16 protein-coding genes are annotated in these 16,541 nt (G+C 48.5%); 7 read left to right on the top strand and 9 right to left on the bottom strand.

Annotated features, from left to right (window positions below; genetic code table 11):
• Positions 1-294: 294 nt before the first annotated feature.
• From cysC to AS151_RS11955, 6 genes are all read right to left on the bottom strand, one after another.
• The gene (gene cysC / locus AS151_RS11930) at positions 295-822 is read right to left on the bottom strand and encodes an adenylyl-sulfate kinase (RefSeq protein WP_071517287.1); all 528 of its coding nucleotides are present in this window, start codon (positions 820-822) and stop codon (positions 295-297) included.
• Between the two features lie 211 nt (positions 823-1,033).
• Complete coding sequence (locus AS151_RS11935) at positions 1,034-1,492, bottom strand: hypothetical protein (RefSeq protein WP_071517288.1); 459 nt, start codon at positions 1,490-1,492, stop codon at positions 1,034-1,036.
• The gene (locus AS151_RS11940; protein ID WP_071517289.1) at positions 1,489-2,937 is read right to left on the bottom strand and encodes a DASS family sodium-coupled anion symporter; all 1,449 of its coding nucleotides are present in this window, start codon (positions 2,935-2,937) and stop codon (positions 1,489-1,491) included. Before AS151_RS11940 ends, AS151_RS11935 begins: the two co-directional genes overlap by 4 nt.
• Before the next feature lie 641 nt (positions 2,938-3,578).
• The gene (locus AS151_RS11945) at positions 3,579-4,106 is read right to left on the bottom strand and encodes a hypothetical protein (RefSeq protein ID WP_071517290.1); all 528 of its coding nucleotides are present in this window, start codon (positions 4,104-4,106) and stop codon (positions 3,579-3,581) included.
• A 129-nt stretch (positions 4,107-4,235) separates the two neighbouring features.
• Positions 4,236-5,453: a putative peptidoglycan glycosyltransferase FtsW gene (locus tag AS151_RS11950; RefSeq protein WP_071517291.1), complete on the bottom strand. Its 1,218-nt coding sequence runs from the start codon at positions 5,451-5,453 to the stop codon at positions 4,236-4,238.
• A 91-nt stretch (positions 5,454-5,544) separates the two neighbouring features.
• On the bottom strand, positions 5,545-7,074 hold the full coding sequence (locus tag AS151_RS11955) for a YifB family Mg chelatase-like AAA ATPase (RefSeq protein WP_071517292.1): 1,530 nt from the start codon (positions 7,072-7,074) through the stop codon (positions 5,545-5,547).
• A gap of 248 nt (positions 7,075-7,322) precedes the next feature.
• Between AS151_RS11955 and AS151_RS11960 the strand changes: the two genes are divergently transcribed.
• On the top strand, positions 7,323-7,664 hold the full coding sequence (locus tag AS151_RS11960) for a histidine triad nucleotide-binding protein (protein ID WP_071517293.1): 342 nt from the start codon (positions 7,323-7,325) through the stop codon (positions 7,662-7,664).
• A 212-nt stretch (positions 7,665-7,876) separates the two neighbouring features.
• Complete coding sequence (locus AS151_RS11965) at positions 7,877-9,328, top strand: methyl-accepting chemotaxis protein (protein ID WP_071517294.1); 1,452 nt, start codon at positions 7,877-7,879, stop codon at positions 9,326-9,328.
• Positions 9,329-9,540: 212 nt separating this feature from the next.
• On the opposite strand, the gene AS151_RS11970 is transcribed toward AS151_RS11965, so the two are convergent.
• Positions 9,541-10,386, bottom strand: a complete 846-nt coding sequence (locus tag AS151_RS11970; RefSeq protein WP_071517295.1) for an EI24 domain-containing protein — start codon at positions 10,384-10,386, stop codon at positions 9,541-9,543.
• Positions 10,387-10,489: 103 nt separating this feature from the next.
• Between AS151_RS11970 and AS151_RS11975 the strand changes: the two genes are divergently transcribed.
• Positions 10,490-10,669 carry a 50S ribosomal protein L32 gene (locus AS151_RS11975; RefSeq protein ID WP_071517296.1) on the top strand — a complete coding sequence of 60 codons (180 nt, stop codon included), beginning with the start codon at positions 10,490-10,492 and terminating at the stop codon, positions 10,667-10,669.
• Positions 10,670-10,732: 63 nt separating this feature from the next.
• Here AS151_RS11975 and queA read toward each other — a convergent pair whose 3' ends face one another.
• On the bottom strand, positions 10,733-11,821 hold the full coding sequence (gene queA / locus AS151_RS11980) for a tRNA preQ1(34) S-adenosylmethionine ribosyltransferase-isomerase QueA (protein WP_244532990.1): 1,089 nt from the start codon (positions 11,819-11,821) through the stop codon (positions 10,733-10,735).
• A 298-nt stretch (positions 11,822-12,119) separates the two neighbouring features.
• Here queA and AS151_RS11985 point away from each other — a divergent pair, with 298 nt between their 5' ends.
• Positions 12,120-12,845: an SDR family oxidoreductase gene (locus tag AS151_RS11985; RefSeq protein ID WP_071517298.1), complete on the top strand. Its 726-nt coding sequence runs from the start codon at positions 12,120-12,122 to the stop codon at positions 12,843-12,845.
• Between the two features lie 156 nt (positions 12,846-13,001).
• Positions 13,002-13,718, top strand: coding sequence for a GTP cyclohydrolase I FolE (gene folE, locus AS151_RS11990; protein ID WP_071517299.1), 717 nt, complete (start codon positions 13,002-13,004; stop codon positions 13,716-13,718).
• On the opposite strand, the gene AS151_RS11995 is transcribed toward folE, so the two are convergent.
• Complete coding sequence (locus tag AS151_RS11995) at positions 13,715-14,380, bottom strand: phosphoribosylanthranilate isomerase (RefSeq protein ID WP_071517300.1); 666 nt, start codon at positions 14,378-14,380, stop codon at positions 13,715-13,717. The two genes, folE and AS151_RS11995, sit on opposite strands and share 4 nt — an antisense overlap.
• A gap of 127 nt (positions 14,381-14,507) precedes the next feature.
• Here AS151_RS11995 and psaK point away from each other — a divergent pair, with 127 nt between their 5' ends.
• Complete coding sequence (psaK, locus tag AS151_RS12000; protein WP_071517301.1) at positions 14,508-14,780, top strand: photosystem I reaction center subunit PsaK; 273 nt, start codon at positions 14,508-14,510, stop codon at positions 14,778-14,780.
• A gap of 404 nt (positions 14,781-15,184) precedes the next feature.
• On the top strand, positions 15,185-16,423 hold the full coding sequence (locus AS151_RS12005; protein ID WP_071517302.1) for a site-2 protease family protein: 1,239 nt from the start codon (positions 15,185-15,187) through the stop codon (positions 16,421-16,423).
• The last annotated feature ends 118 nt before the right edge of the window (positions 16,424-16,541 follow it).

Below are 16,541 nucleotides of genomic sequence, written 5' to 3' on the forward strand. Positions count from 1 at the left end.
CGGGGATGGGTTAGCATAGCGAATCTATCTAGGCACACCCGATGAAGCGAGAATCTCACGAATTCTATTCGTGAGAGTGTCAACCAAAAAAAACCAACCTCAAACTTCAAGGTTGGCAGAGGGGAAGCCAATGGCTGCAATTGACTGGGAGATTGTCGGATGAAAATTGTCAATAAGCGATCGCTGGGGCAACTCCAATAGAAATAGCCGTTAACAACCCTCCCCTACAGAAAAATAGGGACGATATGCAGGAAATCCCCATACCCTTTGCTTCTAATTAGCAACCAATTTCATTTAAAAATATCCTTGTAATTCTAACTGCTCGATGACTTTTGCCGCACTTTCTTCAACTTTTTCTTGGTCGGTGTGGCATTCTACATCTGGTTTGGCCGGCGGCTCGTAGGGGTCGTCAATACCAGTAAAGTTTTTAATTTTGCCTTCCCTAGCTTGGGCATACAAACCTTTCACATCCCGGCTTTCGCAAACCTGCAGCGGTGCGTTTACATATACTTCAATAAAATTTCCTATACGCTGGCGGACTTCTTCGCGAATTTCTCGATAGGGGGAGATAGCAGAAACCAGAACAATGACGCCGTTGCGGGTCAACAAGTGCGCCACAAAACCAATGCGGCGGATATTTTCGTCTCGGTCTTCTTTACTAAATCCCAATCCTTTGGTTAAATTTTGCCGGACAATATCGCCATCGAGCAGCTCCACACGCAAACCGCGCGATCGCAGTTTATCCAACACCAAACGGCTGATGGTGGTTTTGCCAGCACCACTCAATCCGGTAAACCAAATCGTCACGCCTCTTTGCTGCATGCTTCCGTCTCCTGAGTAATAATCCTTACCTGTCTTACCATTTCCATTTCGTCGTTGCCCATATCATTTCGGAAAATTTTTCGTTTCTTTAACTGTCTGTTTTCTACCGCCTAACTTCTGATGGATGTGACCGCAATGAGGACAGGTTAGTTTTCAATATGTATTCCTTAACATACTAGGAACCGTTTGACAGCAAACAACTCCTCGTCCATTACCCTTCTTCAATAAAGCTGGCTTGGTTTTCATAGGTGTGCATCCAAGCAGGCATGGCCCCAGCATAACTAATGATAATTTGACGTTCTTCCTTACTGACGAGTTCTTCTACATACTCCCGCAGGGAACCAGAAGCAACGGTCGTTTCTACTTTAGTGGAAGCTGCTTCAAATTGCCGGCGCACCTCTTGCAAAACATCTTGAGCTAAAGCACGGTATCCTTCAAGCATAGAACTTTCCAAGTTGTGCAAAGAACTGGCACCCAACCAACCGCGATCGCACAAATCTCTGACCATATTTTCAATAGTTTGCGGGTCAATGAGAAATACCACCCATATGTTGACTTCCTCGCCAGAGTCGGAAAGGCTAGTAGGGGTGGCGCGCAATCGATCGAGCGCCCGGTTGAGGGCTTTTTGGTATGTGTAGGGATTGGTCAGTACCAACCAAAGTTCTTTCATCCTATTTTCCCCAACCCAACAAGCGGCCAGTACAGTTGGCTAATTAAAAAAACGCCTAAGTATCCCAAGACATCCAGCCAAACGCCCCACCGAAATACGTCGAAAGGTCGTACGTAACCGCTGCTGATGGAAATGGCAATGGCTGGGGTGCTGACTGGTAGCATAAAGCTCAATCCCGCTGGCAAAACCACCCCCATGGTGATGGTGCGTGGGTCGATTCCGTATTTTTGCGCGATCGCCAGCGCTACAGGCATCAGCACAGCTACGGCGGCTGAATTGCTCATAAATTCCGTTAATAGTGTAGCCAATAAGACAATTCCCATAAAGATCGGCAGCGGCGAGGCCAGATCGGCGGAAAGAACGTTCTGGGTAATTACCTGGGCAGCCCCCGTTTCTTCTAAGGCTGTACTTAGGGGAATGGCACTGCCGTACATGAGAAAGACCCCCCAGTTGACATCTTCTTCCACTTCCCGCCATTTGGCGATGCCCAGAATAAAGGCTAAGGAAACTCCCAGAAAGGCTACCACATCCAGGCCCCATTCATCCCCTTGAAAAATCCACAGCAAAATGGTCAGCACCATAATGCCGCCGGTAGCCACTTCCCGACGAGAAATTTGACCGAGTTGCTCGTTGCGTACTTGTAAAAATTCTCTGGCAGAGACGAGGGAAATATCCTCTCCCGCATCGATCCGTTGCAAGATGGCAAACGCAACCACCAGCAAAACAATGACGATGGGGAACATCCAAACAGTCCACTCCACAAAGCCAATATTGTCCCCTGTGGTGCCTTGCAAAATTCCCAAAGCTAGGGGACCTCTGGCACCGCCTAGTAAGGTGGTATTGGACCCAATCACCACTCCCCACGCCATGGATAAAAAGGCAGCCAAGCCAAAGCGACTACCTGGTTTGGCACCCGCTGCACGCACCACTTCTAAAATAATGGGGAATAGCATGGCAGCTACGGCATGGGCGCTAATGAAACAGGATAAAATCGCGGCTAAAAGCAAAATAGAAGCCAATAAGGTACGCAAGGAACGCCCAAATCGCGTGACTACACCTAGGGCAACGCGAGTACTCAACCCAGAACGCATGATAGGACTGGAAAGGATAAAAGCACCGAGGATAAAAAAGACGGCGCGATTGCCAAAATGGGCGTAGGTACTTTCTGCAGACAAGGCCCCGCTAAAGGGGAGCAAAAATAAAATCAAAATCCCAGTAACGGCAAGGGGTAAGGCACTGGTTCCCCATAAAAAAGCAGCCACCCCAAAAACTGCGATCGCTTGCTTCCCTTCAGGGGAAACGCCTGGTAATGGCGAGAGAACCACAGCTGCGTAGATGGCTGCTGCTAGGAAAAGGAAGATCCACCGACGTTGGTTGTAACCAATGCTTCGCCACCAGCGGCGCAGGGAAATATAGGTTGATAGTAGAAATTTATCTTTGAGCATACCGATTTATGATAGTCCATAAAAAAGGAACGCGAAAAGTTCTCGGGGGGATTTCTGTTCTTTCCAGCTATCCTAGCTCGTTTGGGATCCTACAAACGGTTTTCCCCAGATTTTCCATACTTACAAGGATTCCTATCTCTAGTGCTTCTGGTCAGAGCAAAATTGGAGGATAGCAGAAAACATTTCCCCCATTTTTATAATCATTTTTTTGACAACTCTAATTATTGCAAAACAAAAATTCTAAAAAAGTTTATAATACCATTTTCTTAATAACATGCAATAGATAATAGAGGCATTTTTGTAGGGGCACAACGCGTGAGTAGGGGCGCTTCGCGAAGCGCCCCTACCAGGGAAATTGGAAAATTCCAGAAAATTATGGTTTTTTCAGAAATGGTATAATTATTTTTGAAAGCATGCTATAAATAGATAGTTTGTTATTGTAGCACGATTTATCAAGAAAAATAGCAAGTCAGTTTTTATATACCGTATTACTACAAAATAAAGCCATTAAAAAAAACAAAATAGTGTCATCCTGAAATTGAATTAAAACCATGTTCTTTAGTTTTGCTACTTGCGATCGCAATAAGAATTTGCTTAAAACAATCCCAAAATTTAGGGTGGGCAACACCCACCCATCTCTCCTATTGATTTTGAGAAGATTTCGGATAGGAACCACCTTGGGAAACAGAAGTAAGTTCCGTATCAATTTTACCAGCGATCGCATCCATAATTGTGAGAGCAAATTGCCGGTAGGTATAAGGAGACTTAGTGATAAAAATAATAATCGTATTTCGCTGGCTGTGAATTAACAAATAACGATACTTTAGCAAAGAATATCCCAAAAAGAATAGAACAGATAGCCCAAAAAACAAAATATTTATTCCGCTCAACACCTCTTCAGAAAAAGGAGATAAAGAACCCAACCCAAAAAAGATAGCCGCGATCGCCAAGAAAAAGCCAATCGAAGAATCGTATATGCCCACATGGTCAATAGCATTCAAACGTGTAAACGATTCCCGCTTCTCCGAACCAATAAACGCCTTTTCATGTACCATTTCACCATCAATTTTTACCGTGGTTGTTCCGCCAAAATTGGGGAAAATCAAACCACCAACCAACTGACCTGGCGTTCCCGAAACTTCAAAAATTTTTTGGTAGCTGCTAGTCATAACTCCCCGAGCTAAAATATAAAAAACAATAGCAAATTTTGATTTTCTTGATAAATATCCCAAACCAACATATTATTGGTTATTCTTCCCCAAACAAACCGAAAAAACACCAACGCATTCGCCATATTCTTAGCGATAGGGAGAGTTTTGTGGGTGGAAAGATTTTGGAGATGGTTGGGGCGATCGCTGTTTTTGCTGGAAGCGATCGAAACCCACGACCTTAGCGTGGCGGCTTTCCCTAGCCACCCTCACCAAAAATCCAGCCACCAACAAACTAGAAATCATCGAACTGCCTCCATAACTAAACATAGGAAAAGGCAACCCCGTTGTAGGCAAAAAACCCGTAGCCACGCCAATATTGATAAACGCCTGCACAATCAAAATGCTGGTCAATCCCATCGCCATCAACTGATAAACCAGCGATCGCGCCTTCAAAGCCACGCGCAGACCCACCGTAGCATAAGCCATTAACAAAAATAACAGCAACCAGCTCCCCACCAACCCAAACTCCTCCGCATAAACCGAAAAAATAAAATCGCTATACTGAATCGGCAAATAAAAAAGCTTTTGCTGGGACATGCCAAACCCGCTTCCCAAAATTCCCCCAGACCCAACAGCCAGCAAACTTTGTATCAATTGATAGCCCGATCCTTGCGGATCCGACCAGGGATCGAGAAACGACATAATACGGCGTTGCTGGTATGCATTAATGCTAATACTAATCGCCGCCATTCCCAACCCCGCGATCGCCGTTGTTGCCAAATATTTCATCCTCAATCCCGACGCCAACGCCACCAACCAGATGGTCATACCGCATAAAGCCGTCGTACTCAAATTGGGTTGTAGCAAAATCCCTACCAAAACCGAAGCAAACAACACCAGCCAAAACCAACGAGTTGGTAAAGACAAAGCATGCCATTTAGCAAAAACCCGGGCTGCTTGTACCACCAAAAACGGTTTAATAAGTTCGGAAGGTTGCACGGGAACCCCAAAAATCGAAATCCAACGGGTTGCCCCATTGACTGTATTACCCAAACCCGGCACCAAAGTCAGCCAAATCAATGCCAAAAACAGCAACAGCAACCAATGGTTGAGGCGAACCACCGAACGAATGGGAAAATGGACCAAAAAATTAAAGCCAATCAATCCCGCCGCCACCCAAATCAGTTGGCGTTTGATATAGTAAAAACCATCCCCATATTCCGCGTGGGCAATGGGAAAAGAAGCGGAAAACAACACCAACAAACCAATAAAAAGCCACAGAAACGTCAACCAACGCAACCAACGTGCTTCCGCCGACCAGGAAGAAACCGAAGTATCAAAAATAGGAATTAAGTATTGTAGCATGTTTGTTGTCTGTCGATCGCGCGTCCCACCTTTCTAGACCATCATACAAGTTTCTATTGGTTCCCCCATGGAAAAATCTTGAAAAAAATTCTCACTGCATGCGATCGAGGCTGCGGTATTGAATGGCTTCTGCCACATGTTGGGTTTGCAAATGTTCGGTTCCTTGCAGGTCGGCAATCGTGCGTGCCACTTTTAAAATGCGGTCGGTAGCTCTAGCCGACAGCCCCAACTTGCGAATTGCCCCCTCCAACAGGGTTTGCGTATCGCTATCCAACTGACACCATTGGCGCAAATGCTGGCTTTGCATGTCCGCATTGCATTTTACCCTAGATTCTTCCGCAAAACGCTCTCGGGCGCGATCGCGAGCTGCCAAAACCCGTTTCAAAACCGTTTGAGATGACTCCTCCAACGGCTGACCCGTAATCTCCTCCGGTTTCAAGCGAGCGACCACCACTTGCAAATCAATCCGGTCCATCAAAGGTCCGGAAAGCCGCGCCCAATATTGCTCTCGCTTGCGAGGCGAACAAGTACAAGCCTGAATGGGGTCGCCGTAGTACCCGCAAGGGCAAGGATTGGTACTCGCCACCAACGTAAACTGAGCTGGAAAACAAACCGACTGCCGAGTACGCGATACCGTCACGTAACCATCTTCCAACGGTTGCCGCAGAAACTCCAACACATCCCGCTTGAACTCCGTCAATTCGTCGAGAAACAACACCCCGCGATGCGCCAGCGAAATTTCCCCCGGCTTGGGATAAGTTCCCCCACCCACCAACGAAGGTCCGGAAGCGGAATGGTGGGGGCTGCGAAACGGTCGTTGGGTCACCAAAGCCCCCCGTTCCTTCAACAACCCCGCCACCGAATGCACCTGCGTGACTTCCAATGCCTCGGGAAAATTTAGCGGTGGCAAAATTCCCGGCAACCTTCTGGCAAGCATGGTTTTGCCACTACCAGGCGGTCCCACAAAAATTAAATTATGGCCCCCTGCCGCAGCAATTTCTAAGGCTCTACGCGCGTGAGCTTGCCCCTTCACATCGCGCAAATCCGGTGCGTTACTGCTGCTGCATTTTAATTCCTGTCTCGGATCCACGACAACAGGTTGGTGGCTTTGGGGATGGTTGAGCAAATCGACCACATCCGCCAAGCGATCGCAACCATAGACATGAATTCCTTCTACAATCCCGGCTTCCCGAGCATTTCCCTGGGGCACCACCAACCCAGTAATCCCTAAATCCCTCGCCGCCGCAGCAATGGGCAAAACTCCCCGAACCGCTCGCAAACTGCCATCGAGGGACATTTCTCCTAAAAACAGAAAATCCCCCAGCAGTTCTGTACTTACTTGCTCGGAAGCTGCCAAAATCCCAATTCCAATGGGCAGATCGAAAATCGGACCCTCTTTGCGTAAATCGGCAGGCGTCAGATTGATGGCAATTTTGCGCATGGGGAAGGCAAACCCAGCGTTTTTCAAAGCCGCTTTGACCCGTTCCCGCGATTCCTGTACGGCAGTATCTGGCAACCCCACCACCACCATAGCCGGCAGACCGCCAGATACATCGACTTCTACACCCACTTTCACCGCATCAATCCCAACTAAAGCGGCGCTCCATACTCTAGCAAGCACGGCACTTCCCTTAAAAGTATCTTCTCGACAGGCTATTTAAGTATTTAAGATCGATTATAGAAGCTGTGGGACAGCAACGCGATCGATTTTTAACTTTACTTTGGCTGCAGTGGATTGTTGCTTTCCTGTTGACTCGGGTATCGTGGTTCTCTAAAATAACGTCGTAGTTCCTGTACCAAGCAAACCAACTACCATGGATTGGTACATTCTCCAAAAATTATTTTTGACAACTCTGTCTGGGAGTCTTCATGAGCGATACGGTTTTTGGCAAAATTATTCGCCGGGAAATTCCGGCAGATATTGTCTACGAAGATGATGCAGTTCTAGCTTTTAAAGATATTAATCCCCAAGCGCCTGTTCACGTTTTGGTTATTCCTAAAGAACCGATTCCCAAATTAGATGAGGCCGCACAAAAACACCAGCAATTGCTAGGGCATTTGTTGCTGACAGCTAAGGAAGTAGCAGCCAAAATGGAATTGGAGAGGGGCTATCGTTTGGTGATTAATAACGGCGATGAAGGCGGTCAAACGGTCTACCACCTGCACGTTCACATTCTCGGGGGCAGACCCATGACTTGGCCGCCCGGTTGATGGTATACTGAAGCAAGCGAGTGGTGGGCAAGGAAAAACTCCCTTGTGTTTGGTTTTGGCTAGTTTTTATAGCGGTCGAGACGGCGAAGTTGGATGCTTTGGAGGGGTTGATTGGAAATCAGATTTGATGTGGGAAAAGGTAGTTGGTTGGGCAACGATAGGACCCACCAATCCCTTTTTCTGTATTTTTAACGCTCAACCTCGGAGAAACCATGAAATTGCGCTTGGGCTCGAAACTATATATTGGATTTGCTTTGCCGCTAACTGCTTTGCTGTTTGTAGGGGGGTATTCGGTCTACGCATTCGCGAATTTGAACGGCGAAGTGGAAGCGATTTACGATAATCGTATTGTTCCTTTAGAAAAATTAAAAACAGTTTCGGATGAGTATGCTATCCGCATTGTGGATGCGGTGAATAAGGTGGAAAACGGTATTATTTCCACTTCTGAGGCTTTACAGCAAGTTCGACAAGCGAATACAACGATTCAAGAGCAGTGGCGTCGCTACAAACAAAGCGATTTAAGCGATCGCGAACAAGAGTTGGTGGACGAACTCGAGGGTCTCTTTGAAGATGCCAATCGCGAGGTGGCCAGTTTGATTGCTGCTTTGGAACGCGGCGATCGCGAGGCAATTGCAGCTTTTGATGGCAGTATCTACCGGCAAGTCGATCCGGTTACCACCCAAATTCGCGATTTAAGCGAACTACAGTTAGAAGAAGCTCGCCGCAATCGCCAAGACGCACGCAATATCTACGAACAATTTCGCATATTTTTTGTTATTTTAGCCACTGCTTCTTTGATTTTGCTGGTGGTTGGTTTTATTTTTATTCGACGCGGTATTACATCTGCCTTACAAGATGCAGTAGAAAGTTTGGCTTCTTCTTCCAGCCAAATTGCTTCAGCGGCAGAAGAGCAAGAGCGGGTTGCTTCATCAGCGGCAGCTTCTGTTAATGAAACCACCACCTCAGCCGACGAACTCAACGCCTCCTCTCGCAAAACGGCCGAACAAGCAGAAGCCAGCGCCAACAGTGCTCAAAAAGCCCTTTCCCTTGCGGAAGACGGCAACCAAGCCGTACAGCGGACCCGCAAAGGGACTGAAACTTTACGCAATCAAGTCAATGCCATTTCCGAACAAATGGTACGTTTGAGCGAACAGACGGGGGAAATTGGTAATATCTCTACTTTGGTTAGTGATTTGGCCAATCAAACCAATATGCTGGCGCTCAATGCCTCGGTGGAAGCTGTGCGTGCGGGAGAACATGGCAAAGGATTTGGCGTGGTTGCCAGCGAAATTCGCAAGCTAGCAGACCAAAGTCAAAAGTCGGGTAGTAAAATTAGCGAATTGGTCAGCGAAATTCAAAAAGCTATTGATGCGGCGGTGATGGCTACCGACCAAGGCACCAAAACCGTGGAAGAATCGGCAAAAATTGCTCAAGATATGGAAAATGCTTTTCAAGGGGTGCGCGAAGCCATTGAAAAGGTGGTGGAAAACAACCAGCAAAGTTCCCTATCGGCCAAGCAGCAAGCCCAAGCTATCGAACAGGTGGTGGCGGCGATGAATGACCTCAACCAGTCTTCCAAGCAAACGGCGGATGGCATTTCGCAAATTAAGAGCGGTACGGAGAATTTGAAAAATTTGGCGCGGGATTTGCAAGCAATGGTTTAACTGCGAGCGCAGGGGCAAGTTGAGAATTGTTCTTGACAAAAAAGAAAAGTTTTGGTATAATTATTATAACATAGGGCGGGCTGGAAAGGTCGCCATAAAGAAGGGGAGGTTTGAAGACGCCTTTACCCAAACATCTAGGCTGCGCAAAAATAGAATCTTGTTCGTACAAAGTACATACAATGGCAGTAGCGATCGCGGGGCAAGCAAAAATCTCAAGCCTCGGCACTATCCGCAGTAGCAGACGATTTCTGCCAGCGGGGCAAAACGCGATCGCAAAAAAACAAAGTTCCCGACGCCACACAAATGGGAACAGTAAAGAAATTAATAACGGGAAAACTAATCAAAAACAAACACACCAGGCTGAAACTACCACTAGCGGGAAAACTGCGAAACACAACCCCGAGTTTCTCCCGAAACTGGAGACGGCGGCGTTCCAGGGGGGCATCTAGAAAATCCAAACAAACAATGGTTGCCGCAAGGGCAATTCCCCCCAAACTGGCAATGGTACTTCCCACCACAGGAACCAACAGATTGCATAAAAACAGCAACAAGCTAACCGCAGCCGCCAGCAGCAATTTTTTGACCTCAAACAAAATGGCGCGCCAGATATCCTGTAGGATGGCCAAAGTCCCTTCGGGGGTAGGGGGTTGGGTACCGGTGCGATGGGCTTCCAACTCTTCGGAAAGCTGACCGTACCAGGGCGATCCTAAAGTCACACCAATTTGCACCAACAAAAACCCCACAACAACCAACAGCAAGACCACCAGCAATCCCTGCAACAGCCAGCCAAAAAACGTCACCATGGCAGTTAGCCATCCCAACCATGACGGCCAATTTGCCGTAACGTTGCTGGCAGTTTGGGATAGGTCGGTGATGAGATTTTCAATACTGTTCAACCCGGGAAACAACAATCCCAGATATAAACCAATGGCGATCGCCACGTTTAATAAAATAGGAATAACGATGTACTTCCACAATCTCGGCAGGCGTTGGAGAATCACCAAGACTTGCACTGGGTAGACAATACCGGAAAACAATCCCGCGATCGCGTTCCACATAACAACAGGTTTCAGGTTTTTCTTGACGGCTTCGCTATAATGGCCAATTGGCTGCAATTTTGTAGTATAATATAAGGTTTGTGACCTTTTTGTAAGAGAAATTATGGCGGTACCAAAGAAGAAAACCTCCAAAAGTTGCAAACGCAAGCGCAAAGCCGTTTGGAAGCGCAAAGCAGCTTATGAAGCCGACAAAGCCCTTTCCCTGGGCAAATCCGTACTAACCGGACGTAGCAAAGGATTTTACTATCCTAGCGACGAAGACGAAGAGGAAGAAGAGGATTAGCATTCCCCAACTGGCAACAGCTTTTCCCAATACTAGCGGTGCGGCCCGGCCGCACCGTCGATTTTATGAGGTTTTCGCCTCTGGCAAAACGAGCATAGCATCGCCAAAGGAATAAAAACGGTACTGTTCGGCGATCGCTTCTCGATATAAATCCAACAACCGCCGACGCCCCACCATAGCACTCACCAACATCAACAGCGAAGACCGAGGCAAGTGGAAATTGGTAATCAACCCTTCCACCACCCGCCATCGATAGCCCGGGTAAATAAATAGCTCGGTCTTATCGCACATGGACTGTACTTTACCATCTTCGGTGGCTGCACTCTCCAGCGATCGCACCACCGTCGTTCCCACAGCCAAAATTCTACCTCCCCGCTGTTGGGTTTCGTAAATTTGGCTTGCCGTCTGTTCAGGAATTTCAAACCATTCCCCATGCATGACATGTTCGGTTACATTTTCCGTTTCCACCGGGCGAAACGTACCCACCCCCACATGCAACGTCACAAACGCACGCTGGATACCAGCATCCTGCAAACGCTGCAACAATTCTTCTGTGAAATGCAAACCAGCTGTAGGTGCCGCCACCGCCCCCGCTTGGCGAGCATAAACCGTTTGATATTGCTCCGGTTGGGCTTGGGTTTGGGTCACGTAGGGGGGAAACGGAATTTCTCCGAAAGCCTCTAACACCTGCCAAAAAGAATATCCCTGCGGTACTTCAAAGGTAACTATGCGACCGCCAGTAGCCGCATCTACCTCCCCAATGGTGGCTTTCATGACCGGCCAGTCAGAACTTTCCCCTCTGGAAGCTTCGGGAGGAATGTGTACTACCGCCCCCGGTGGCAGGCGTTTTCCCGGTTTGACCAGACACAACCAGCTGCCATCAGCACGGGGTTCCAGCAGCAGAAACTCCGCTTGGGCACCGCTGGACTTTTGTCCGTACAATCGTGCCGGAAGGACACGGGTATCGTTGAAAACCAACAAATCTCCCGGCTGTAGCAACTGTGGCAGGTCTCGAAAAATGCGATGTTGGTGCGTTGTGGGAGAATCCACCACCAGCAAGCGGGAGCTATCTCTAGGAACGACCGGGTTTTGTGCGATGCGTTCCTCGGGAAGGTCGTAGTCGTAGGCACTGAGAAAGAAGTCGTTATCCACGGTTTGTCGAGCGAGATAGGATATTTTCCGTTGGGTTTGCTGAAAACTGAGATTGGGAGTGATATAATCCCAAAAGTTACAAATTTTTACATTAGGTCCTCAGGGAACACTTCCCCAGCCGATTGCATTGGCTCTTGGGTCCTGGGTGACACCACCGTCACGCTAGCGGTGCTTCCAGATTCCCTCTGGAAGCACAAACACCGAGCGATCGCCACAGCCTTTGCTATGGCAACGCTGGTGATTCTAGTGTAACGTCTTCTGTAGATCGAACAGACATCAGAGGAAAGAACAACTTTTCATGAATTGGCCCAACCAACAGCGTGCCTTAATTACAGGAGCTAGTAGCGGTATTGGTGCGGCTACTGCCTTGGCATTTGCTAAAGCCGGCATTCATGTTGCTTTAGTAAGTCGCTCCCAAGCAAAACTGGCTCAAGTAGAAGAAACCATCAAACAAACCGGCGTAGAAACGGCTATTTATCCGATAGACTTATCCCAAGTGGAGCAGGTACGCGAGCAAATTGAAGCAATCGCTACTGAGTTCGGTCCCATCGATATTTTGGTCAACAATGCCGGTATGGGGTACACCTGCCCTCTGGCAGACATTCCCTTGCAAGACTGGCAGCATGTATTTAATCTAAACGTTACCAGTGCTTTTCAATGTATCCAAGCAGTGCTGCCGCAAATGCGCAACGCTGGCAAAGGAACAATTATCAACGTTGTTTCCATTGCCGGACATAACGCTTTTCCTGGTTGGAGTGCTTACTGTGCCAGCAAATTTGCCATGTTGGGCATGTCGAGAGCTTTAGCCGCCGAAGAACGAGCCCACGGCATTCGGGTAACTGCCATGTGTCCGGGAGCTGTTAACACGCCTTTGTGGGATGCTTCTACCGTTCATGCCGATTTCAACCGCGACAATATGCTCGATCCGAAGACGGTAGCCAACACCATCGTGCAAGCAGTGCAACTTCCTCAAAATGCGGTGGTTGAAGAACTCACCCTCATGTCCAATGCTGGCGTTTTGTAAAAAAAGCCTTTAAAAACTGAAAGGGAAGACCATTCAACCCACAGGTTGGCTGGGCAAAACTCGTTAAAAATTAAGGCTTGGTTCTCGTGCGCTTTTTAGGGCACGAAAACAGCTTGAAGAAAATTATCTTGTGTCCACTGTAACGCGAAATCTCTCATGACTACAGCCTATTCCAACGGTTCTAATCCTTCTGTAGAAAACAATACGAATATCCATCCCCATCGGGAAGCGATCGCACAAACCGATGCTGCCACCACCAACGGGCATTCTCCCACTGATGGTGAAAATACGGACGAAGACCAAGAACGCATGCAAGCTGCCGTTAGAGAACTGCTGTTGGGAATTGGGGAAAATCCAGACCGGGAAGGCTTGCTGAAAACCCCCAAACGGGTGGCAGAGGCCATGCGTTTTCTTACGGGTGGGTATTCCCAATCGGTAGAAGATATTGTCAATGGGGCCATTTTTGACGAAGGCCACAACGAAATGGTGTTGATCCGCGATATTGACGTGTTTAGCCTGTGCGAACACCACATGCTGCCGTTTATGGGGAAAGCTCACGTTGCCTACATTCCCAACGAAAAGGTGGTGGGGTTGAGCAAACTGGCGCGGATTGTAGAAATGTACGCGCGCCGCTTGCAAGTGCAAGAAAGGCTGACCCGACAAATTGCGGAAACCATTCAGGAAGTGTTGGAGCCGAAAGGTGTGGCTGTGGTGATTGAAGCCACCCACATGTGTATGGTGATGCGGGGAGTACAAAAACCCGGTTCCTGGACGGTGACTAGTGCTATGGTTGGCGTTTTTCAGGAAGACCAGAAAACTCGCGAGGAGTTTTTGAATTTAATTCACCACCGGCCTTCTTTTTCTAGTTGTTAGGTCCCCCTGCTAGCACGGTCACTGGCTTTGACTTGCGCCAATAGGGCAGCGACTCGGGAGATGTCTTTGTCTGCTGGGGCTATTTCCACACCGCTGGAAACGTCAATGCCATCTGGCTGTAGTTGCCCTAGGGCCGTTTGAATATTTTCTGGTGTTAACCCCCCGGCGAGAAACCAAGGACGCTGGGGGGTAAATTTTTGCAAGGCTTGCCAGTCTAAGGGAATCCCCGTACCGCCGAGTTGCTGGGGGTGGTAGGCATCTAGTAAAAATGTATCTACGTAAGGTTCGTAGGCGGCGGCGCGCTGCAAATCGTCTGCGGTGCGGATGCGCAAGGCTTTGATGAGTTCTACTTGGTCGCAGCCCCGTTGAGTTAGTGCTTGGCGTAACTGCTGGCAAAATTCCGGCGATTCGTCCCCGTGTAACTGCATGCCGCTTAAACCACGGTGGGGAAATACTTGACAAATTTCGGAAATTGTGGCATTCGCAAAGACGGCAATGCGGTCGATGTGGTGGGGCAGTTGCTCGGTGAGCGCGAGGATTTGTGCTGGGGTGAGGTACCGTTTCGAGCGCGGTACGCAAATGAAGCCAATGGCGGTGGCCCCCAATTCGGCGATCGCTTTTCCTTGTTCTGCATCTCGGATGCCACAAATTTTGACGCGCATGGTTCTCCCTTCACAAATGGTTAACAAATTGTCGCAAAATTGTTAATTATTTCAACAAAAAGTTTCTTGGAATTGTCGGTATTTGCTACATATTAAAACGAAGTTTTTCTCGATCGAGAGGAGTTTGATGATGTTTGCATTGCTCGCTGCCCAATCTGGCGCTGCTCTCAGCACCCCTTGGAATTTTCAAGTGGCTTTGATTATGATTGTCTGCAATTTGGTAGCGATCGCGATTGGTCGTCCTGCCATTCAAAATCGCGGCGCTGGTCCCGCTCTTCCCATTCCCCTGCCTGCCATGTTTACTGGTTTTGGCGTTCCCGAACTTTTGGCCACTTTGAGTTTGGGCCACATCTTGGGGGCTGGCATCATTTTAGGACTGGCCAATGCCGGTGCTTTGTAAAATTTTATGAATTTATGCCGCGATCGCCAGCTATTTAGTTATCCAGGCGGTCCCGTTTAGTTACAAAAATTTACAAAACCCCGGCCGTACAAATACAGCCAAAAGAATTGAGAAGTGGGGATTGGGAAGAAAAAATACTCGCTTTTCAATTCTTTTTTTCTCCATCAATTTTAACTTTCCTATCCCCCCCAAAAGCGACGCCATACCTTGCAAGCCAAGCAAAATAGGTACAATGAAAATAACAACGCCAGTAGCATCGAGCTATCAGCTGTCGGTTGGTCGGTCGGATTCTTTGACTTGCTTTTCAACACAGAAGCTACAAGCTACTGTTCAATTTTGTCGGTCATTTTGCCAGTTGCTGGCAGATGCTGCGACGAGCGCCCAAAGTTCAAGGACGGAATTTCATGCAAGCAGCTTGGCGCGTGGGAAATTTATTTGGCATTCCCCTGTACATCGACTCCTCGTGGATGGTCGTAGTCGCCCTAATTACCTTCGTTTACGGCACTGATTTTGCCGAAAATTGGGGACCGGCCGTCGGATATAGTGCCGGTTTGTTCATGGCCTTAGCCCTATTTGGATCGGTGTTGCTACACGAGTTGGGACACAGCTTGGTAGCCCGTTCCCAGGGGATTCAAGTTAACTCCATCACCCTATTCCTCTTTGGTGGCATTGCCTCTATCGATAAAGAATCCAAAACCCCCATTCTTGCCTTTCAAGTGGCGATCGCCGGCCCCGCGGTTAGCTTTATGCTCTTTGGACTGCTCGCGATCGCTGCCCAACTGGTTTCCCAACAACCGGTTTGGCAAGAATTAGCCTCCCTTTTATCGAGAATCAACTTCGTTCTCGCCGCCTTTAACATGCTCCCCGGCTTACCCCTCGACGGCGGTCAAATCGTCAAAGCCGCCGTTTGGCAATTTACCGGTAGCCGCTACCAAGGCGTCCATTGGGCCGCGCGTTCCGGGCAGTTCCTGGGATGGACCGCCATTGCCCTCGGTTTGTTTGTCATTCTAAACACCGGCGATGCTGGCGGTTTCTGGATTATGCTCATCGGTTGGTTTGCCATCCGCAACGCCAACGCCTACGACCGCCTCACCACCGTGCAAGAAGCCCTGATGCAGGTACAAGCCGCCAACATCATGACCAGGGAATTTCGCGTGGTAGACGGCCACCAAACCCTGCGGGAATTTGCCGACGAGTATTTACTCTCTGAGAAACGATCGTCCATTTATTTCGTTGCCTCCGACGGTCGCTACCGCGGTTTGCTCTGCCTTGAAGACCTGCGCTTTCTAGAACGCAGCCTCTGGGAAACCCAAACCCTCGACGATATCGCCCATCCCTTAGATACCCTGGTGACCGTACGAGAACAAACCCCCCTGTATGCCATCATCAACACCATGGAAACCCACAATCTCAACTGGATTACCGTTCTTTCCCCCGCTGATGCCGTCTCCGGCATTATTGATAAAGGGGATGTGGTGCTGGGGTTGGCGCAACACATGAATATGTTGGTGCCGGAAACCGAAATCAAACGCATCAAAGAAGAAGGCACCTATCCCCAAGGCTTTCAACTGGCTGCGATCGCCCAAAGCGTCGCCGAAAAAGATGGCGATTTTGAAGACAGCAAAAAAACAGATGGCAGCTAGCTAGCGACTGAAAAACACCGCCGCCAGCGCGATCGTGCCCAACAAAGCCAGAGGAACCCACAGATTGGGCAAATCCGCAGTACTCATCCTCAACCTCCCAAGCAATACAACAGAAATT

It is taken from the genome of Geitlerinema sp. PCC 9228 (assembly GCF_001870905.1).
Classification (GTDB): domain Bacteria; phylum Cyanobacteriota; class Cyanobacteriia; order Cyanobacteriales; family PCC-9228; genus PCC-9228.